General features: G+C 67.5%; 15 protein-coding genes. 6 read left to right on the top strand and 9 right to left on the bottom strand.

The window, feature by feature from the left end; translation table 11 throughout:
• The first annotated feature begins 45 nt into the window (after positions 1-45).
• Positions 46-1,158 carry a M24 family metallopeptidase gene (locus ACE37B_RS22450; protein ID WP_409925581.1) on the top strand — a complete coding sequence of 371 codons (1,113 nt, stop codon included), beginning with the start codon at positions 46-48 and terminating at the stop codon, positions 1,156-1,158.
• Between the two features lie 48 nt (positions 1,159-1,206).
• Here the strand turns inward: ACE37B_RS22450 and ACE37B_RS22445 are convergent, their stop codons facing one another.
• On the bottom strand, positions 1,207-1,902 hold the full coding sequence (locus ACE37B_RS22445; protein ID WP_409925580.1) for a hypothetical protein: 696 nt from the start codon (positions 1,900-1,902) through the stop codon (positions 1,207-1,209).
• A gap of 45 nt (positions 1,903-1,947) precedes the next feature.
• Between ACE37B_RS22445 and ACE37B_RS22440 the strand changes: the two genes are divergently transcribed.
• The gene (locus ACE37B_RS22440; protein WP_409925579.1) at positions 1,948-2,856 is read left to right on the top strand and encodes a hypothetical protein; all 909 of its coding nucleotides are present in this window, start codon (positions 1,948-1,950) and stop codon (positions 2,854-2,856) included.
• 141 nt (positions 2,857-2,997) lie between these two features.
• Positions 2,998-4,485, top strand: coding sequence for a serine hydrolase domain-containing protein (locus tag ACE37B_RS22435; protein WP_409925578.1), 1,488 nt, complete (start codon positions 2,998-3,000; stop codon positions 4,483-4,485).
• A gap of 27 nt (positions 4,486-4,512) precedes the next feature.
• Here the strand turns inward: ACE37B_RS22435 and ACE37B_RS22430 are convergent, their stop codons facing one another.
• A complete protein-coding gene (locus tag ACE37B_RS22430) occupies positions 4,513-5,688 on the bottom strand; it encodes a CaiB/BaiF CoA transferase family protein (protein ID WP_409925577.1) in 1,176 nt (391 codons plus the stop codon).
• A gap of 82 nt (positions 5,689-5,770) precedes the next feature.
• Here ACE37B_RS22430 and ACE37B_RS22425 point away from each other — a divergent pair, with 82 nt between their 5' ends.
• Complete coding sequence (locus ACE37B_RS22425; protein WP_409925576.1) at positions 5,771-6,775, top strand: CobW family GTP-binding protein; 1,005 nt, start codon at positions 5,771-5,773, stop codon at positions 6,773-6,775.
• A gap of 16 nt (positions 6,776-6,791) precedes the next feature.
• Here ACE37B_RS22425 and ACE37B_RS22420 read toward each other — a convergent pair whose 3' ends face one another.
• Both ACE37B_RS22420 and ACE37B_RS22415 read right to left on the bottom strand, forming a co-directional pair.
• Positions 6,792-8,474, bottom strand: coding sequence for an amidohydrolase (locus ACE37B_RS22420; RefSeq protein ID WP_409925575.1), 1,683 nt, complete (start codon positions 8,472-8,474; stop codon positions 6,792-6,794).
• A 44-nt stretch (positions 8,475-8,518) separates the two neighbouring features.
• A complete protein-coding gene (locus tag ACE37B_RS22415; protein ID WP_409925574.1) occupies positions 8,519-8,686 on the bottom strand; it encodes a hypothetical protein in 168 nt (55 codons plus the stop codon).
• Between the two features lie 107 nt (positions 8,687-8,793).
• Between ACE37B_RS22415 and ACE37B_RS22410 the strand changes: the two genes are divergently transcribed.
• A complete protein-coding gene (locus ACE37B_RS22410; protein WP_409925573.1) occupies positions 8,794-10,107 on the top strand; it encodes a pyridoxal phosphate-dependent decarboxylase family protein in 1,314 nt (437 codons plus the stop codon).
• A 31-nt stretch (positions 10,108-10,138) separates the two neighbouring features.
• Here the strand turns inward: ACE37B_RS22410 and ACE37B_RS22405 are convergent, their stop codons facing one another.
• From ACE37B_RS22405 to ACE37B_RS22395, 3 genes are read right to left on the bottom strand one after another with little or no spacing between them, the layout of a single operon-like run.
• Positions 10,139-11,410: a Glu/Leu/Phe/Val family dehydrogenase gene (locus tag ACE37B_RS22405; RefSeq protein WP_409925572.1), complete on the bottom strand. Its 1,272-nt coding sequence runs from the start codon at positions 11,408-11,410 to the stop codon at positions 10,139-10,141.
• Between the two features lie 60 nt (positions 11,411-11,470).
• Positions 11,471-13,015, bottom strand: a complete 1,545-nt coding sequence (locus ACE37B_RS22400; RefSeq protein ID WP_409925571.1) for an AMP-binding protein — start codon at positions 13,013-13,015, stop codon at positions 11,471-11,473.
• 11 nt (positions 13,016-13,026) lie between these two features.
• A complete protein-coding gene (locus ACE37B_RS22395) occupies positions 13,027-14,451 on the bottom strand; it encodes an amidase (RefSeq protein ID WP_409925570.1) in 1,425 nt (474 codons plus the stop codon).
• 197 nt (positions 14,452-14,648) lie between these two features.
• Here ACE37B_RS22395 and ACE37B_RS22390 point away from each other — a divergent pair, with 197 nt between their 5' ends.
• Positions 14,649-15,632 (top strand): LLM class F420-dependent oxidoreductase, encoded by a 984-nt coding sequence (locus ACE37B_RS22390; RefSeq protein WP_409925569.1) that lies wholly within the window; start codon positions 14,649-14,651, stop codon positions 15,630-15,632.
• Positions 15,633-15,638: 6 nt separating this feature from the next.
• Here ACE37B_RS22390 and ACE37B_RS22385 read toward each other — a convergent pair whose 3' ends face one another.
• Positions 15,639-16,016, bottom strand: a complete 378-nt coding sequence (locus ACE37B_RS22385; protein ID WP_409925568.1) for a hypothetical protein — start codon at positions 16,014-16,016, stop codon at positions 15,639-15,641.
• A 94-nt stretch (positions 16,017-16,110) separates the two neighbouring features.
• Positions 16,111-19,065, bottom strand: a complete 2,955-nt coding sequence (locus tag ACE37B_RS22380; protein ID WP_409925567.1) for a putative bifunctional diguanylate cyclase/phosphodiesterase — start codon at positions 19,063-19,065, stop codon at positions 16,111-16,113.
• Positions 19,066-19,110 lie beyond the last annotated feature (45 nt).

The raw sequence follows: 19,110 nt of genomic DNA, 5'->3' as shown, positions 1-19,110 counted from the left end.
GCGCTGCGCGAGGCGACCAGCGGGTGACACTGGCAGACTGCACGCATGAGTTCCGAGACTGCCGATGCTGCCGTGTACCTCGATCGACTCGACCGGGTACGTGCGACGATGGAGGCCGAGTCGGTCGACACGCTGCTGATCTCGGTCGGACACGACCTCCCGTACCTCACGGGATACACCGCGATGCCGCTCGAACGCCTCACGATGCTGGTGGTGCCCCGCGAGGGCGACGCAACGATGGTGATCCCCGGCCTGGAGCGAGCCCGAGTCGTGGAGCAGCCCGGTGTGTTCGACATCGTTCCGTGGGGAGAAACCGACGATCCGACGGCGATCGTCGCTCGGCTCGCTGCCGGCTCGAAGCGGATCGCCGTCGGCGACCAGATGTGGGCACGGTTCCTCGTCGAACTCCTCCCACATCTTCGCGATGTCGAGTACACACGATCTGTCGACGTGGTCGGCCCGCTCCGCATGCGCAAGGACCGCGCCGAGATCGACGCGCTGGCCGCCGCCGGTGCAGCGGTCGACACGATCGCCGGCGAACTCCAGCGCGGTGAGATTCCACTCGTCGGCCGGACCGAAGCGGACGTGTCGGCGCACATCGGCCGGCGAATCATCGAGGAGGGTCATCAGAAAGTGAACTTCGCGATCGTCGCCGCCGGTGAGAACGCAGCGAGCCCGCATCATCACGCCGGCGACCGGGTGATCCGGAAGAACGAGATCGTGCTGTGCGATTTCGGCGGCACGATGAACGGGTACTGCTCCGACACGACACGGTGCTTCTTCACCGGTGAGATCGCGAGCGACGTCGCCGAGGCGTACGCCGTGCTGCACGAGGCTCAGGCTGCCGCCGTTCGCGCCGCGACGGTCGGAACACCGTGTCAAGACGTCGATCGTGCGGCTCGCTCGATCATCGCCGAAGCCGGGTTCGGCGACTACTTCATCCATCGAACCGGTCACGGCATCGGCCTCGAAGAACACGAGGATCCCTACATCGTCGAGGGCAACGAGCGACCGCTCGAAGCGGGCCACGCCTTCAGCGTCGAGCCCGGCATCTACGTGCCGGGCAAGTGGGGCATGCGACTCGAAGACATCGTCGTGGCGACCGAGAGCGGACCGGTGCCGGTCAACAACTCCGATCACTCGCTCGTTGCCGTCTGACTTCACGAGCCGCCCGGCGGGTTCGTGCGGAAGGTTCGACTGGTCGACTCAGGTTGCTGCGAGCATCGCCGGGTCGGCGTCGGGCGAGTAGCTCGTCAACTCGACGGTGACGTCGTTGCCGATGAAGCGAGCGAGTACGCCGGAGTCGAGCGAGCAGAACGTCTCGGTGCCACCAGCGACCTGCACGTCGACACAACGAGCATCTCGGCCGGCGATCGGCGACGTGTAGGCGCTCGATTCGCCGATGCGTCGGTCCGCGCTGACGCGCAAGCGGGTCGCGAACGACGGGCCGTAGAACGTGTGCGGGATGCCGACATCGGAGATCCGAGCGTCGTTCAACGCAGACTCGCACTCGCCGGTCAACACGTTGCACGTCTGTTCGTCACCGTCGAGGATCGAGTACCGCGTCGTCGCCGCCGGACGCTCGACCGTCACGGTGCGCTGGCCGTCGGAGGTCTGCACGACGGTGCCGGTCGAGGTCAGACTGCCGAACTTCGTCTCGATCACGAACGTTGCCGTGAACGTGGCCCCAGCGACCTCGTCGAGGCGCTCCGCCACGGCATCGATGTCGGGGCTCCCGGTGCTGGTGCCGGCGCGGTTGGCGCCCTCGTCGTCGAAGCTCGGGCGTTCGCCGGTGAAGCAGCCGGTCAGCAACAGTGAGGCGACGGCCGTGGCGATGATCGCTGCTCGGGCGGACGTCGCGATGCCGGTAGGGAGCGGACGGATGCGACGATCGATGGTCATGCACCGCTCAGGCTAGAACCGGGAACGGCGTTAGCCTGATCGGCTGTGATTCGCCTCGACGCCGCGACCGTGCTCTTGCAATGGGCGACAGGGGGCATGCTGTTCTGCTGGTTCACCACACGGCGTCGGGTGGTCGGTCTCGGCTATGGCTGGCTGCTGCGAGGTGTCTACTTCTGCTTCGCGATCGGAGCGTTCGCCGCAGGGCTCGCGCTCGGGGTGAACCCGGTACGCGAGGGCGCCTCGCTCGGCGTCGCCGCTGCCTGCCTGGTCGGTCTGGGCGTGTCGATCGCTCGCAAGTCGGCCGGGGTGAGCGGCCAGCAGGAGGAGTTCGATCGGCGCTCCGAGCGCGTTGCGGCGATGACGGGCATCGAACGAACCACATCAGCCGCGGACAGCGGTGGGCGCGACGTCGGAGGTGTCGGCACCGGTGAGAGCGGGGCGACGACCCGTGTGAAGGAGTTCCCACCCGTACTCGACCTCGTGCCGGCGCTCATCGGCATGGTCGGGTTGATCGCAGCGGCCATCGACGCCGGTGGAAACACCACGGTGGCGCTACTGCGAACGCTGATCGGTGCGGCGTTCATCGGGGCGATCAGCGACGGCATGCTGCTCGGCCACTGGTACCTCGTTCAACCCGGACTCCCGCGTCGACTGCTGAACGAACTGGTCACGGCACTGGCATGGCTGTGGCCGCTCGAGGTGGGCGCACTGCTGTTGCCGACCGGAATGATCAGCGTCTGGGTCGGGACGGTCGATGACGGTTGGGGCGGTCTCCTCGGGTGGATGTGGGGCGCGTGTGCGCTCACCACGATCATCCTCGTGATGGTCACCAAGGCGGCGTTGCGTGAGCGGTACTACTCGGCGGTGATGGCCGCGACCGGGCTGTTGTACCTGGCGATCCTCACAGCGTTCGGTACCGACATCGTTGCCCGCGCCGTGCTTGACCAGACCTGAGTCGATCTGAGTCGATCTGGCTCGATCTGGCTCGAGGGTATGCCGCAAGCGATCGCCGTGACCCACGGGCGTGGTTGATCGCGACCGGTGCCGCCACTGCCGGGTGTCGAGCGGTCATCATGGTCCGGTGGTGAAGACGTCGTGACGAAACCGTGGTCGGTGCTGGCGGTGGTCGCCTCGCTGGCGGTCGTTTCGTGTTCGGCCGATGCCTCGCCCCCGGTCGCCGCCGAGATCACCACGACGACCGAGGCCACGACGACCGTCCCGAACGCGTCGGCGACGAACCGGATTCCGGCGGCGCCCACGACGCTCGCCGCTCCCGCGCCCGCCACCGCGCTGACCCAACCAGGGGTGAACGCCAGCGCCGATCGTGATCTGGATGCCGAACCCGACGCGGCAGCGGACGAGTTTCCTGCCACGTATCCCGGGACAGACGACCCGTTGCTCGAACTCGGACCACCGGTCGAACTCGACGTCGACCTGGCCAGGTTCCCGGTCGACGATGCCGGACTCGGCGGTTCGCCGCCTCCCAACTCCGGTGACTCGACCGCCACGAACGGTGCCGGTGGAGCGCTGCCCGACGACGCAGGTGCTGCACGCACCGGGTGGGCAGCGTTCGACCGGTCGCTGGAGGCGGCGCTGATCCGCCCGGGGAACACCGCGGCGTCCGTCGCCGTGTCGATCGATGGCGATGTCGTCCACGCCGCCGCGTTCGGGGTGCGGGATCCGGCGCGTGGTGAACCGGTCGACCCGAACGACCGCTTCCGCATCGCCAGTATCTCGAAGCCGATCACCGCCATCGTCGTCATGGCGCTCGTCGCCGATGGCCTGGTCGCGCTGGACGATCCGGTCGGCGGTCTGGTCGCCGATCATCTCGCTGGCCAACTGGCCGACGGTTCGGTGGCCCCAGACTCGACGCTGCGTGTGTCAGCGTCGGCTCGATCCCTCACGCTGCGCCAACTGCTCACCCACCGTTCTGGTTTCGGGAAGTTCGACTCGACGTTCTTCGGTGGTGCTGCCGACGATTGCGACGACGCAGCACGGCGCGGATTGACGAGCGGTGCAGGTGGAGGCGGCTACGTCTACAGCAACATGAACTATTGCATCGCCGGGCTCGCCATCGAGGCCATCACGGGGCTGTCGTACGAGGACGCCGTCTACCGTTACCTGTTGACCCCGCTCGGCATCTCGGGCATGCGGATGCCGCCCACCATCGATCCCGGCCCTGACGAGGTGCAGCACCGAACCACGCTCGGCCGCAACTACATGGAGACGCTCGGAGCGGCGGGGGCATGGATCGCCACGCCGACCGATCTGGTCACGATCATGGACGCGCTCGATCTCGACACGCCGGGGTTCAAGCCGCTCGACCAGCGATCGGTGTTCGAGATCGTCACCCCCGTCGGTGGCCAGTACGGACAGCAGGGCTACGGCATCGGCATCATCTCCTACGGAGCGGGACGCTTCGGCCACACCGGGACGATCGAGGCGACCCACGCGATGGTCCTCAACCGCGGCGACGGCGTGACGTGGGCCGTGACCGTCGCGGGTGACAACGTGCGCGACTCGACCGACCTCGAACGACTCGTCAACGCGGCCTTCGCCGCCGGCGGATTCACCACCGGCTGAGGCCTGCCGCGACCCCAGGCGCCCGAGTCAGTGGATGACGCCTGCGGCGCGCAGGGCGTGCGGGTCGAGGCCGAGTTCGGTGACGATCTCGTCGGAATGTTCACCGTGACCGGGCGCTACGCGGCTCATCTGTTGCGGGGTCGCGTGCAGTCGCGCGGCCGGTCGAGGTTCGCGGAGCCGTCCGGCGATCGGATGATCTCGCTCGACGAAGACCTCGTTGTTGAGCACCTGCGGGTCGCTGGGCAGATCGTCGAGGGAGTTGATCTTCGATGCGGGCACGTCGAACTCCTCGGAGCGTTCGACGAAGTCGGCGAGCGAGCACTGGGCGGCCGCCTCGGTCAGCAGCGCCACCATCTCCGTGGCGTTCGCCATACGCGAAAGCGTGTTGGCAAAGCGCGGATCCTCCGCGAGATCGGCACGATCGAACGTCGAGCAGAGACCCATGAACTCGGAGTCGGTGACGGCAGCGGCGCTGGCGAACCCATCGGCGAGACGGGTCACGGCATAGTTCGCTGCGAGCGTCGGCTGGCGGGTGACGTCGTCGTCGAGCAGGGCTGCGTCCATCGCCGAGTCGGGCCACATGAACGCGATGGCCGTGTCGAGCATCGCCAGTTCGATGTGTTGACCCTTGGCTTTGCCGGTGGCACGAGCGAACAGCGCGGCGGTGATCGCCTGCGCTGCGGTGTACGCCGTTGCCTTGTCGCACAACAGTGTGCGGAACATCGACGGCTCGCCGGTCGCCGGATCGGTTTGCACGCTGGCCAGGCCCGAGGCCGCCTGGATCACGTTGTCATAGACTCGTCGCCTGCTGTACGGGCCGGTCGACCCGTAGCCCGAGATGGAGGTGTAGATCAGGTTCGGATTGATCGCCGACAACTCGTCGTAGCCGAGACCGAGTCGTGCCATCGCGCCGGGACGAAAGTTCTGGATGACGACATCAGCATCTTCGACGAGCTTGCAGATGACGTCGTTGCCGCCATCGGACTTGAGGTCGACGACCAGCGACCGCTTGCCTCGGTTGTTGTTCGCGAAGATCCCGGTCATTCCGTTCTTCGAGGTTCCCAGCAGCCGCATGATGTCACCGAAGCCGGGGGTCTCGACCTTGATCACCTCGGCACCCTGATCGGCGAGCATCATCGCGGCCAGTGGCCCCGAGATCATGACCGAGAAATCCACAACCTTGACGCCATCCAATGGTCCCATGGTGACGATGATCACCGCGGCGGGCGGTTCGCGACGAGCCGGAGATGTCACTCATCTCGCTCCGACGCGCGAACCTGCGGGAATGCATGTCGGTGCAGTACGGCCATCGGCGATACCGGTCACGGTGATCGGCGGGTATCTGGGCGCGGGGAAGACGACGCTGCTCAACTCGCTCTTGCGCCGCGCCGACGGCCGGCGCATCGGGGTGATCGTCAACGACTTCGGTGAGCTCGGGGTGGACGCGGCGCTGCTCGCCGACTCGATGGCGAACGACGATGGTCTCGTCAACCTCGCCAACGGCTGCGTGTGTTGCACCCTCGGCGACGACCTCGGTACGGCGCTGCGGGAGCTCGCGCTCGTGGCGCCGCGCCTCGACCACATCGTGATCGAAGCGAGCGGCGTCTCCGACCCGGCGGCGATCGCCCGGTGGGGCAGTGTTCCGGGCTTCGAGCGAGGCGGGACCATCGTGCTCGCCGCGGCCGACTCGGTTCGGCGGAGCGCGTCCGATCGCTACGTGGGCGGCGAGGTGCGCCGACAGCTGGAGGGCGCCGATCTGGTGGTGCTGACCAAGATCGATCGGTGCGATCCAGGCGAGCTCGCACCGGTGCGGACCTGGCTGCGCAGCATCACGGCGGCGCCGATCGTCGAGTCGGTTGCGGGTGACCTCCCGATCGATGTCGTGCTCCCCGACTCGCCGTGGATCGCTGGCGTCGATCGACTGCGCTCCGACGACTCCTCCGGCGCAGCGAGTGTGCATCAGCGATATCGGCGTTGGCGCTGGGGGCCCGATGGATCCGTCGAGCGCATCGGACGTCAGGACATCGACGCGTTCATGGCCGGTGTTCCCGACGGCGTGCTCCGTCTCAAGGGATGGGTCGTCGTCGATGCCGAGCGGCACGTGTTGATCCAGTGCGTGGGCCCTCAGCGTGAGGTCGTGTCGTTGCGGGGCACCCCTCCGCAGGTCGGCCTCGTCGCCATCGGTCTCGACGACACCGCCGATACGTTCAGGCGGCTCGATGCGCTCGCCGAACTGCACCTCGGCTCGGTCGAGCCGGCTGGTGGCATGCCCGGTCGACGCGTCGACTGAGCCGCCGGGGATCGGGTCAGTCGGCGTGCCGACCCGGGAACGGAACGCCGCTCACGACCGTGCCCCACACGCCGATGTCCTTGATCGCCATCGGATCGACCGCGAGTGGGTCGTCGTCGAGCACGGTGAAGTCGGCCGTCTTGCCGCATTCCAAGCTGCCGAGTTCCGCGTCGAGGTGGAGTTGGTACGCCGCGCCGATCGTGACGGCGTGCAGCGCCGATGCTGCACTGATCCGCTCGCTCTCGCCGAGCACGCGCCCCGAGGGGGTCACTCGGTTCACGGCGCACCACATCGTGTGGAGGTGACCGAGCGGTGTGACGTTGGCGTCGCTGTGGATGGAGAACGAAACCCCTTCCAGTTCGGCGGTTCGGCACGCTTCCATCCGACGAGCGCGTTCAGGGCCGACGGTCAGATCATGGTGTTCGTCGCCCCAGTACCAGAGGTGATTGGTGAAGATGTTGGCGCACATGCCGAGCCTCGCCATGCGCCGGAACTGAGCGGGTGAGGTCAGCTGGCAATGCTGGACCGTGTGCCGGTGATCGAGCCACGGGTACTCGATCACGAGCCGTTCGACGGTGTCGATCCACAGGTCGATCGTCAACGTGCCGTTGCAGTGAGCATGGATGTTGATCCCACGCTGGTGGAACGGCCGACAGATGTCGAGGAGTTGATCGGGCGCCGTCATCCAGACACCGTGGTCGGTGCCGGTGTAGTAGCCGGGCCAGTCCATCTTGGCGGTGAAACCCTGGATCGACCCGTCGAGGATGATCTTGATGCCGGCGGTGCGGAGCTTGTCGGTGTCGCGTTCGGCGAGTGTGAGCAGGTGCTCGGCAGCGTCATCCCAGGTGGAGGCTCCCGGTGGGATCGCGGCGACGTGGCGTTGGAGGATGCGGGCGGGGAACGTGTCGCGATCGACCGTTGCGTGCCACAGGTCTTGGACGGCGGGCCGCTGGAGTCCGGCCGACGCGAGGTCGCACACGGTCGTGATGCCCTGGTTGGCACAGATCTGCCCGAGTGCGTCGATCGAGGCCGGGTCGTTCATCGCCCGCAAGATGCTCTGGAGCGCCGACGATGCGAGCGACATGGCAGGCATTTCCTGGAGTTCACCGTTGGGCTCGCCGTCGGTGTCTCGGGCGACGCCCGTGACTGCGTTGTCGCGGGTGATGCCGTGCGCGGCGAGCATCGCGGAGTTGACCGTTGCGAGGTGCGCACTCGCGTGGAACACGAAGATCGGCCGCTCGGTCGAGGCACGATCAAGGTGGTCACGGGTGAGGCGCGCCTCGTTGCGGAAGTAGATCGGATCGAACCCGCCGACGACCAGCGGCTCGAGCGCCCCGGCGCCGCGGTCGCGCATGTCGGCGTCGAGACGGCGAAGGCGGTCGACGAGTTCGTCGTAGGAACGAACGCCGGGCGCGGTGCCCTCGAGGCGATGGCGGTCGAACCAGCCGACGTAGGGAAGCATCGCGAACGCTCCTTCGAGCGAGTGAGCGTGCCCCTCGATCATGCCGGGGACGATCACGTGATCGGCGAAGCGGTCGTCGACCACATGCGGCCCCCACGACGCGCATTCCTCGAACGATCCGGCGGCCAACACCCGTCCGTCGCGAACGGCGACAGCCTCGACGACCGGCTGCGACCGGTCCATCGTGCGTATCGCTCGCGCTCGGTAGACGACGGTGGCGTTCGGATCGGCGCTCATGCCCGGACCGTACCGGGTCGTGTCAAGCGAACATCGAGACGGCGTCAGTCGGGGGACGCCGATGACGATCCGCTGGTCTCGACCGTCATCGGAATGGTTGCTGCATCATCATGCGGCTCGGGAGCGTCGGCGTCTGCACCGGCGCACGCTGCCGCCACGATGAGCGAAGTGAGCGTGGCCGCGGCGAATCGGTGAGTGAGCCGATTGGTCATGCGTCGGACAATAGCAGGTCGTGTCATGGGTCGGCGCACATGTCACCGCAGCGGCCGGACGCAGGCGTAGCGGTTTGTGTCTGACGCAGACTGGTACGCCTGCGTCGATGACGGGCGAGGCGGAGGGGTCGGCTTCGCTGCGCGAGACTGATCCGATGGGAGCACTACAGCGAGCCGGCCGACCCGTCGACGACGTGATCGCCGATCTGATCGACAAGCGAGCGGGTGACGTCAAGTGGGCGGACGGCAAGACGTTCGGCATGGTCTACGACGGAGGCCCGAGCGTCCACGAGGTGGCCGAGCGTGCAGCGCAGCTCTACCTCCACGAGAACGCGCTGAGCACCCAGGCGTTCCCGTCGCTGGCGGAGATCCAACGAGAGGTCGTCGGGTGGACCGCCGACCTGCTGCACGGTGACGACCAGGTGGCGGGCTTCCTCACCAGCGGCGGTACCGAGTCGATCCTGTGCGGCGTGCTGGCGGCGCGCGAACGAGCCGCGGCAGAGCGTGGCATCACCGAGCCGGAGATCGTGCTCGCCGAAACCGCTCATGCGGCGTTCCACAAAGCGGCCCACAACTTCGGGCTCGTCGTTCGCATCGCCCCGGTGCGAGCGGACTACACCGCCGATGTGGATGCCATGGCGGCCATGGTCAACGCGAACACCGCCATCGTCGTCGGCTCGGCACCGCAGTACCCGCACGGCGTGCAAGACGACATTGCTGCGATCGCAGCGCTCGCTGCGTCGGTGGGCGCGAACTGCCACGTCGACGCGTGCATGGGTGGTTTCGTCCTGCCATTCGCGGAGCGGCTCGGTCGCGAGGTGTCGCCTTGGGACTTTCGAGTCGACGGTGTCACGACCATCTCGGCCGACATCCACAAGCTCGGGTACGCGCCCAAGGGCGTGTCGGTCATCTTGCACCGGACGAAAGCGTCGCGGGCTTACCAGACGTTCGTGTTCGACGGTTGGCTGGGTGGTTTCTACGCCTCGCCGAACATGCAGGGCACTCGCTCCGGTCTGCCGATGGCGTGCGCGTGGGCGGTGATGCAACACCTCGGTGTCGACGGCTACGTCGACTTGACGCGCCAGACGTTGATCAACGCCGACAGACTCCGCGCGGGAATCATGGCGATCGACGGAATCCGGGTGCTCGGTGACGGCCAGTTCCACCTCGTCGCGATGGCGGCCGATGACGGCGGCGTCAACGACGCGTCGCCGATCGACATGTTCGCACTCGGCGACGCCCTGCTCGCACGAGGCTGGTATCACGATCGACAGGGGCCACCTGACAACCTGCACTCGACGGTCAGCAACACCAACACGGGCGTGATCGACGACTATCTGGTCGATCTGCGCGCCTGTGTCGACGAGGTGCGTGGTCACACGACCGACGATCGTTCCACGACGTACGCCACGCTGGAGTGACGTACGAGACGCCTCCGTCGGCGCCGATCGGTCAGAGGATGCCGCGAAGTTTGCTCGCCTCGTGCACGCGGTCGATGCCGACGACGAACGCAGCGGCCCGCAACGGCACGTCGTGCTTGTCTGCGCGTGACCGAACCAGCCGATAGCTGCTGGTGAGCATCGACTCCAGTTCGCCCATGACCCGCTGGCGGCTCCACCGGAAACGCTGGATGTTCTGCACCCACTCGAAGTAGCTCACCGTCACACCGCCGGCGTTTGCGAGGATGTCGGGGATGATGGTGACGCCGCCCGAGGCGAGCGCGGCGTCGGCGCGGGGCGTGACCGGAGCGTTCGCTCCCTCGACGATGATCGAGGCCCGGACCGTGTCGACGTTGCTCGGGTTGATCACGCCGGCCACGGCGGCCGGGATCAACACGTCGACGTCGAGCGCGACGAGTTCCTCGTTCGTGATCGAGTCGACGCCGGGAGCGCCGGTGATGGAACCCGTTGCGTCGCTGTGCTCGATCAGTTGGTCGATGTCGAGGCCTCCTCGGCAGTACACCGCGCCGCCGACGTCGGAGGCTGCCACCACCACGTAGTTACGTTCCTGCGCTTCTCGCGCCGCCCAGCTCCCGACATTGCCGAAGCCCTGGATCGCAACGGTCGTTCGCTCGCGCTTCATGCCCGCGTGTGCGACTGCTTGGTCGAGGCACACGATGCAACCGGTGCCGGTCGCCTCGTTGCGGCCCGGCGACCCGCCCAACTCGATCGGCTTGCCCGTGACGACACCCGGAGCGTGTCCGACCATCTGGGAGTACTCGTCGACGATCCACGCCATCACCTGCGCGTTGGTGGCCATGTCGGGTGCCGGGATGTCGGTGGTCGGTCCGATCACGTCGGCGATCGCCCGGGTGTAGAGGCGGGTGAGTCGCTGCAACTCGGCGCGCGACAGCGTGGCGGTGTCGACCTCGATGCCGCCCTTCGCTCCGCCGAATGGCACGTCGACCACCGCGGTCTTCCAGGTCATCAGCGAGGCGAGCGCGCGGACCTCGTCGAGATCGGCGCTCGGGTGGAACCGGAGTCCGCCCTTGTAGGGCCCGCGGGAGTTGTCGTGCTGGACCCGATAGCCGATGAGCACCGAGAGGGTTCCATCGTCGCGGCGCAACGGCAACTCGACGCGCAACTCACGCTTGGGGATCGACAGTAGTTGTCGAGCCGATTCCGAGAGTTCGAGGATGTCGGCGGCCTCGTCGAAGAAGTACTGGACCGCTTCGAACGGCTTCATGCCGAGGTCGTGTCCGAGCGGGAGCGGGTGCGGGTCCATGCCGAACAGGTCTACCCGAATGGAGGCACCACAACCGGGATCTCTGCTGCGATGCTCCGATCAGTTCACTTGTTTGCCGGTATCGGACCAGAACGGCTCGCGCAGTTTGAACTTCTGCAGCTTGCCGGTTGCGGTGCGTGCGAGTTCGTCGCGGAACTCGACTCGCTTCGGGCACTTGTACCCCGCGAGCAGGGACTTCGTGTGCGCGATGACACCGGTCTCGTCGAGCGTGCTGCCCGGCGTGGTGACGACGAGCGCGGTGACGAGCTCGCCCCACTTCTCGTCGGGAATGCCGATCACGGCGACCTCGGTGATCTCCGGATGCTGGAAGATCGCGTCCTCCACCTCGATCGACGAGACGTTCTCGCCTCCGGTGATGATCACGTCCTTCTTGCGGTCGGAGATCACGACGTAGTTGTCGTCGTCGATGATGCCGCCGTCACCGGTGTGGAAGAAGCCGTCACGGATCGCCAGTGCGGTCTGGTCGGGCTGCTCCCAGTAGCCGGCCATGATCGTGTTGCTGCGGGCCATGATCTCGCCCTCGGCGTCGACGGCCATCGTCGTGCCGATGCTGGGCGCGCCGGCGCGACCGAGTTTCTGGGCCCGCTCGGTCGGTGTCAACGCGTCGTACTCGGCGCGGTTGCGGTTGATCGTGATGAGCGGTGCGGTCTCGGTCAGGCCGTAGATCTGGACGAACTCCCAGCCGAGCTCGGTCTCGGTGCGTTCGATCGTCTTGGTGGGCGGCGGAGCGCCCGCGACCACGATGCGGACGCGGTCGCGGCCGGGAACCGGTTCGCCAGCCGCACGCAGTTCGGTGGCCGCATCGAGGACCGCGTTGAGCACCGCAGGCGCACCGCAGATCAGCGTGACGCCGTGCTCGGCGACGCGTCGGAGGATCTCGTGGCCGTCGATCTTTCGGATGATGACGTGTTTCGCGCCCATGCCGGTGACCGCGTAGAGCATCCCCCACCCGTTGCAGTGGAACTGCGGCAGCGTGTGCAGGTAGACGTCGCGGTCGCTGACCCCCATGTGCCATCCGAACGTGGTGGCGTTGATCCACACGTTGCGGTGTGTGAGCTGAACGCCTTTCGGACGAGCCGTCGTGCCGGAGGTGTAGTTGATCGTGGCGGTCGCATCCTCGTCGCCGTCCCACGGCTCGGGTTCGACGTCGAAGCGCAGCAGTTCGGCGTCGCTCTCGGCGCCGATGATCATCTTGCGTTCGCAGTCGACGCCCTCGAGGGCGTCGGCGAGTTCGGGGTCGATCAGGAGGAGTCGAGCTCCCGAGTGCCTGATGATGAAGCGGATCTCCTCGGCGACCAGCCGGAAGTTGATCGGTACGAGCACGCGGCCCGAGCCCGACACGCCGAAGAGTGCAGTGAGCAGACGAGCCGAGTTGTGCGAGACCATCGCGACGCGTTGGCCGACGCCGATGCCGAGCGCGTCGAGCCCTGCAGCCATCGCCTTGGCTCGGCGAGCCATCTCGCGGTAGTCGATGGTGTCCCAGCTCTCGGCGGGTTGGTCGGGTTCGTCGACGATGGCGTCGCGATCGGGATAGACAAGTTCCGCTCGTCGGAGGAAGTCATTGACGGTGAGTGCAACCTTCATCGGCCGTCAACTTACGCGAGTCGAGCGCCCGTCGTGGTGCTGCGCGACGTGAGCGGCCACGGGCGAGCTCGTTCGACGCTGAGCGCGAGGTCGAGGAGCAGCGGCTCGGTGAAGTGCCGGCCGATGATCTGAAGGCCGATCGGGAGGCCGTCGAGGAAGCCGGCGGGAACCGAGATGGCGGGGTTGCCGTGAAGGTTCGCGGGGAAGGTGAGGAGTCCGTTGTTGCCTTGGCCGGCCTTGACACCGCCGAACTCGGAGGGGAGCGGGCCGTCGGCATCGAAGGCGACGTCGGGATTGCTGGCGGTGATGATCAGGTCGACCCCCTCGCTCGGATCGAAGATCCTCGCCATCGCCTGGTTGACCTCCATCCGACGGCGCTCGATCTTCGCGCGCTCGTCGGCGCCGTAGCGCCCAGCGGTCAGCTCCAGCCCGGCTCGCATCTCCGGTGTCAGGTCGTCGGCGCAGGCGGGCCAATGGTCTTTGAGTTGCTCGGCGATGCTGATCATCCCCGAGATCGACCACGCAGCGCCCATCCGCGGGAGTTGGGTCTCGACGCCGTCCACCCGGCGGAGCCCGACGTCGTCGATCAAGAGGTGCGCTGCTTCCTCGAGCAGTTCCCACATCACCGGCGACACGGTGGCGCCGCCCCAGTCGGGCACGACGGCGACACGAAGCCCGCGCAGTGCATCGACGTGCGTCCCCAGCATCGGCTCCCACGGCGCATCCTTCGGAAGGCTCAGTGGGTCGGTCGGGTCGTGTCCGCTCGTCACGTCGAACCAGCGAGCGGTGTCGCGCACCGAGCGGGCCATGCAGCCCGTCGAGACCGTGAGGTTGCCGTACTGCGCAGCAGGCCCGAGGGGGATGCGGCCGAACGTGCCCTTCAAGCCGACGAGGCCGGTGAAGCCGGCCGGGATGCGAATCGAGCCGCCACCGTCGCCGCCGGTCGCGATCGGGAGCACACCTCCCGCCACCGCGGCAGCGGATCCGCCCGACGAACCGCCGGGGGTGCGTCCGTGCTGCCACGGGTTGTGCGTCGTGCCGTGGAGCACGGTGCGGGTCACGTTGACTCCGCCGAACTCGCTCGACGTGGTCTGCGCCGCGAGCACGGCGCCGCCCAGATCACGAATTCGCTGGACCATGGTGGCCGTGTGCGCGGCGACGAGGTGTCTGAGTGGCACCGAAGCTTCGTCGGCCGGCCACCCGGCCACGTCGGTGAGCGACTTGACGCCGATCGGCACGCCACCGAACGGGAGGGAGATGTCGGCGGTTCGGGCGGCAGCCTCGGCAGCCTCGCGGTCGGTGAAGCAGACGGCGTTGAGGTCGCTCGAGTCGATCGCGGCGTAGGTCGCGGCGAGTTCTTCGGATGGTGATCGTTCGCCGGCGCGGAACGCTTCGACCAGGCCGACGGCATCACCTTGGAACGTGTCATCGCTCATGGCGAGACCGTACCGAACCCCGCATGGCTTGCTGGGATCGCAGGCGCGATCCCACACCGGTCGTGCTGTGCGGTGGCGGTGGCGGTACCGGTACTGGTAGCGAGTGATGGCGGCGGCGCGTGATGATGATGGTGGCGGGGCGAACCGCAGGTGTCGGGACACGTTGATCGAGGACGCCGTCTCCTAGTCTCGGCGTCATGGCCCACCCCACTCGACCTGGCATGACCGTCCCACTTCCCGGCCCGTTGCATTCGCATCAGGCCAAGCTGGCCGAACTCGCTGATCTCGGCTACTCCGACATCTGGTCGGCCGAGAGCGATGGCGCCGACGCGTTCACGCCGCTCGCACTCGCCGCCGCCTGGGAACCACGGCTGCGTCTGGGCACGGCGATCGTGCCGGCGTACACGCGCTCGCCGGCACTGTTCGCGCAAAGCGTCGCCTCGCTGGCCGACGCCGCGCCGGGTCGGTTCGCGATCGGCATCGGCTCGTCGAGCAACGTGATCGTGGAGCGCTGGAACGGGATTCCGTTCGAGCAGCCGTACAAGAAGGTGCGCGATGTCGTGCGCTTCCTCAACGATGCGCTCGACGGCGAGAAGGTGAGCAAGGCCTATGACACCTTCGAGGTCAGTGGGTTCCGGCTGGGCGTGCGCCCGGAGCAGCGTCCGCAGATCCTGGTCGCGGCGCTGCGCGAGGGGATGTTGAGGCTCGCAGGTCGGGAGAGCGATGGCGTGATCATCAACTGGCTCGCTCCGCACGACGTGCCGACCGTGACCAAGGTGGTCACCGACGCGGCTGGTGGCGACGAGCGCGAGGTGGTGTGTCGGATCTTCTGCTGCCCCAGCGAGAACTCCGAGGTCGTTCGAGCCGCGGCGAAGTTCGCCATCGCGGCGTATCTCAACGTGCCGGTCTACGCCGCGTTCCACGAGTGGCTCGGACGGGGAGATCAACTCCGCGGTATGTGGGACGCCTGGCAGGCCGGTGACCGCAAGGCGGCGCTGGCCGAGATCCCCGACCAGGTGGTCGATGACCTGATCGTTCACGGATCGCCGGCTGCGTGTCGAGCGAAGATCCAGGAGTACTTCGACAACGGCGTGACCACCAGCTCGCTCGCCATCTTGCCGCTCGATCCGGACCTGAACCACTGGCAGGCGGTTCGAGATCTCTCGCCGTCGGCTGGTTGATCGGGGTCACGCCGCCGTCGTGCGTCGGCGTGGCAGCCGCTGCACGTTCGCAGCATCGCGGACGGCTTGAGCCTCGGCGAGCTGACGGCGGATCTCGGCGACGTGAGCGAGCCCGATCTCGCGGGTCTTGCGGTTGAGCTGAAAGCGGGGGTGAACCGCTGACGTGGGGAGCTGGGTCGCACGAGTGTCGGCCGGCACCGAGAGCAGGGTGAGTTGTTCGTGGTCCGCCGAGTCGGCCCGGCCGACGCCGGGCGCCGCTGCGACGGACGGCGCGGTCGAGATGTCGCGGGCAGCCACCGACTCGCGCTGGGTCGTGGTGCGCGGGGTCGTGGTGCGCTGGGGGATGGTGCCCTGGAGGGTGGTGCGCTCGGAGGTGGTGTTCATGTCGCCATCATGCGCACAGCCCTGTGACAGAGTTCCCCGACGAGCCCACGCAGCGTGAGCGCAGCGCCTCGGGGGAACGTCGGCGGGGTCCCGCTCAGACGCTGACGCTGCGGTGATCTTGCGTCTGACCCCGCCACTTGCGGGGTGCGATGACCCGCTCGACCTGCGCCGCCGGGCGCGGGCGGGCGAGATGGAACCCCTGGGCCCGGTCGCATCCGTGAGCGGTGAGGAACGCGAGTTGCTCGGCGGTCTCGATCCCCTCGGCGACCACGGTCAGGTCGAGCGCGTGGCCGATCGTGAGGAGTGCGTCGAGCACCGTCGGGTCGCCGTCTCCGAGGCCGGCGACGAAACTCCGGTCGATCTTCAGCACGTCGATCGGGAGCTCGCGCAGGTACGCCATCGAGGAGTAGCCCGTTCCGAAGTCGTCGATCGCGACGCTCACACCGCGGGACCGGATCTCGGCCAGCACCGCTTTCGCCCGTTCGATGTCCTGCATCAGCTGAGTCTCGGTGATCTCGAATTCGAGGAGTCGTGGGTCGATGCCCGTGCGCGCGATCGCGTCGTCGAGGTCGGCGAGGAGATCACCGTCGATCAGGTGCGAACCGGCGACGTTGACGGCGACCTGCATCGACGCGAGCTCGCTGTCGCGTTGCCATCTCGCGAGGATGTCGCACGAGGCGTTGAGCACCCACCGGCCGATGTCGGCGATCAGCGATGAGCGTTCGGCGATCGGAATGAACTGGCCGGGCGGAACGAGACCGACCCCGGGACGGTTCCAGCGAATCAACGCCTCGGCACCGGCGAACCGGCCGGATCGGATGTCGAAGACCGGCTGCAGGTGGAGTTCGAGTTCCCCGTTCGGGACGGCCTGGCGCAGCGCGAGTTCGATGTCGGCGTCGCGCACGATGCGCTCCTGGAGTCGAGCGTCGAAGACCTCGACCCGGCCACGCCCGTGACGCTTGGCGGCGTAGACCGCCGAGTCGGATCGCCGGATGGCGTCGAGCGGCGACAGTCCGTCAGCTCGGAGCCCTCCCGGAAAGGTGGCCACGCCGACGCTGGCCGACAGGGCGATCAATCCGTCTGGTCCGACCGACGGTTGCTCGATCTCGCGGATGAGCCGATACGCGAACGCGACCATCGAGTCCTCGTCGGCGACGTCGTGGCTGACGACCACGAATTCGTCCCCGCCGAGACGGCCGACGAGGTCGCCTGGTCGGATGTGGCGAGAGATGCGCTGCGCGACGTCGCTCAACACGGCGTCGCCGGCGACATGGCCCTTGGTGTCGTTGACCGACTTGAACCCGTCGAGGTCCACGAACAGCACCGACAATGGTTCGTCCGGTGGCGCCGCGGCGATCGCGTCCAGGAGTGCGTACCGGTTCGGCAGGCCGGTCAGCGCGTCGTGGTGCGCCTGGTAGGCGAGCCGTTCCTCGAAGCGCAGCCGTTCGGAGATGTTGCGGGCGATCACGGCCACCAACGGCGCGGTGGGCCCGTCGATCTGGCTGCTGGCGATCAGCAGGTGAACCGTTTCGCCGTTCGGGGTCGTCATCGTGACCTCACCGTCGGTCAGCGGGAGGTGGGTCGACAGTGGCGTACCGATCTGGTCGTCGGGAGCCACGCCGGTCAGGGCGCCGGCGACTTCGTTGGCGCGCGTGATGATGCCGTCGGTGTCGGTGGTCCAGATCGCGTCGGCGGCCTGCTCGACGATGGCCCGCGCGAGCAGTTCGCTGGCGTGCAGTTGTCGAGTGGTGGATTCGAGCCGATGGAACGATTGCTTGAGCGACACGCCGATCGCTCCTGGCAGATCGACCTGATGATGCTCGCCCGGCCCCGTCGCGAGGATGCCGATCTCGTGGTCGACCGCTCGCAAGGTCGCGGTCATCTTGTTGACCGTCGACGTGAGCGTTCGCACGTCGGCCGGGCCACGAACCGGGAGCGGCTGGAGGTCGAAGGAGCCATCGCTGATCCGACGAGCGCGCCTCGTCAGGCGACGCAGAGGGCGCAGTGTGGACCAGACGACGAAGCCGAGCAGGAGCAGGCTGACGGCGATCACGGATCCGACGAACAGCCGGGTCTGCGTTGCCGCACGCTCGGCAGCGTCGGCGGTGTCCTCGAGGGTAACGACGACGTCTCGGTGGAAGTCGGTGGAGTAGTCACCGAGCGCGGCCAGGTAGTCGAGGTGGGCGACGAACTCGCCTGCGGCGAGCTGCACCTTCGCCGGATCGATGCTCGTGCGGTCGTCGGCCGAACCCGTCAGAGCCAGCAGTTCGGGTGACACGGCGGGGAGCGAGTCGAGCAGGCCGTCGATCGCCGTGCGGTCGTCGAGCAGTTTCGCGAACGCTGCTGCGGCGTCGGCGTGGCGGGCGTCGGTGATGACGACCTGGCGCATCGCGTTGACCGACGGGATGAACATGCTGTCGAGCAGTGCGCTTCCTCGGTCGCCGGCCGCTTCCATCAACCTGGTCATGGCCACCAGTTGGTTCCGCTCACCCGAAAGGCGGCGGTCGACGTCGTTGGCGAGCTCGCTGCTGGCAGCTGCATCGGCGAGCGTCGACGACAGCTCTTCGAACACCGTGCGGACGTCGAGTTGGTCGGCGCGGAACTCGCTGGAGAGCGCGCGCTGAGCCTGGAGCGTGCCGCGCAGGAAGCTCAACTCGTCGCGCAGCGTCGAGCCGTTGGTGAACGCCAGGGTGCTGTGCCGATCGAGCAAGTTGTCGAGCGCGTCGTCGAGTCGTCGGTCGTTCTCGTCGTAGGTGGCCTCGAAGTCGACACCGGCGAAGGTGACGACCAGGCCGCGCGGCACGTTCATCGAATCGACGACGGCGAGGCCCTCGAGGGCGATCTGTTCGAGCTGCGCCGGCCCATACACGGCGGCCACGTCACTTCGCAGACGTGCGTCCTCGACGAGCGCCCGCGCTTCGTGGGCTGCCGTGGTCTGCTCGTCGATGCGCTGGATCGCCAGCGTGCCGAACGCGACCAGCGGCACGAAGAGCAGGACGAGCAGACGCAACGCGAACGAGCCGCCTGCTGGTCGAAGGGTGAAACGCACGAGATGTCATCGACGACGACAGATCGTCCCTTGATTCAAGAAACC

It is taken from the genome of Ilumatobacter sp. (assembly GCF_046290335.1).
GTDB lineage: Bacteria > Actinomycetota > Acidimicrobiia > Acidimicrobiales > Ilumatobacteraceae > Ilumatobacter_A.
This window is presented reverse-complemented; position numbering and strand designations above follow the sequence as displayed.

Bases quoted from the DNA above. Each gene is read 5' to 3' on its own strand.
- ACE37B_RS22420 (WP_409925575.1), bottom strand. From the start codon at position 8,474: ATGAGCGCCGATCCGAACGCCACCGTCGTCTACCGAGCGCGAGCGATA.
- ACE37B_RS22385 (WP_409925568.1), bottom strand. From the start codon at position 16,016: ATGAACACCACCTCCGAGCGCACCACCCTCCAGGGCACCATCCCCCAG.
- ACE37B_RS22410 (WP_409925573.1), top strand. From the start codon at position 8,794: ATGACGGGCGAGGCGGAGGGGTCGGCTTCGCTGCGCGAGACTGATCCG.
- ACE37B_RS22450 (WP_409925581.1), top strand. From the start codon at position 46: ATGAGTTCCGAGACTGCCGATGCTGCCGTGTACCTCGATCGACTCGAC.
- ACE37B_RS22395 (WP_409925570.1), bottom strand. From the start codon at position 14,451: ATGAGCGATGACACGTTCCAAGGTGATGCCGTCGGCCTGGTCGAAGCG.
- ACE37B_RS22445 (WP_409925580.1), bottom strand. From the start codon at position 1,902: ATGACCATCGATCGTCGCATCCGTCCGCTCCCTACCGGCATCGCGACG.
- ACE37B_RS22425 (WP_409925576.1), top strand. From the start codon at position 5,771: ATGCATGTCGGTGCAGTACGGCCATCGGCGATACCGGTCACGGTGATC.
- ACE37B_RS22390 (WP_409925569.1), top strand. From the start codon at position 14,649: ATGGCCCACCCCACTCGACCTGGCATGACCGTCCCACTTCCCGGCCCG.
- ACE37B_RS22405 (WP_409925572.1), bottom strand. From the start codon at position 11,410: ATGGACCCGCACCCGCTCCCGCTCGGACACGACCTCGGCATGAAGCCG.
- ACE37B_RS22415 (WP_409925574.1), bottom strand. From the start codon at position 8,686: ATGACCAATCGGCTCACTCACCGATTCGCCGCGGCCACGCTCACTTCG.
- ACE37B_RS22430 (WP_409925577.1), bottom strand. From the start codon at position 5,688: ATGGGACCATTGGATGGCGTCAAGGTTGTGGATTTCTCGGTCATGATC.
- ACE37B_RS22400 (WP_409925571.1), bottom strand. From the start codon at position 13,015: ATGAAGGTTGCACTCACCGTCAATGACTTCCTCCGACGAGCGGAACTT.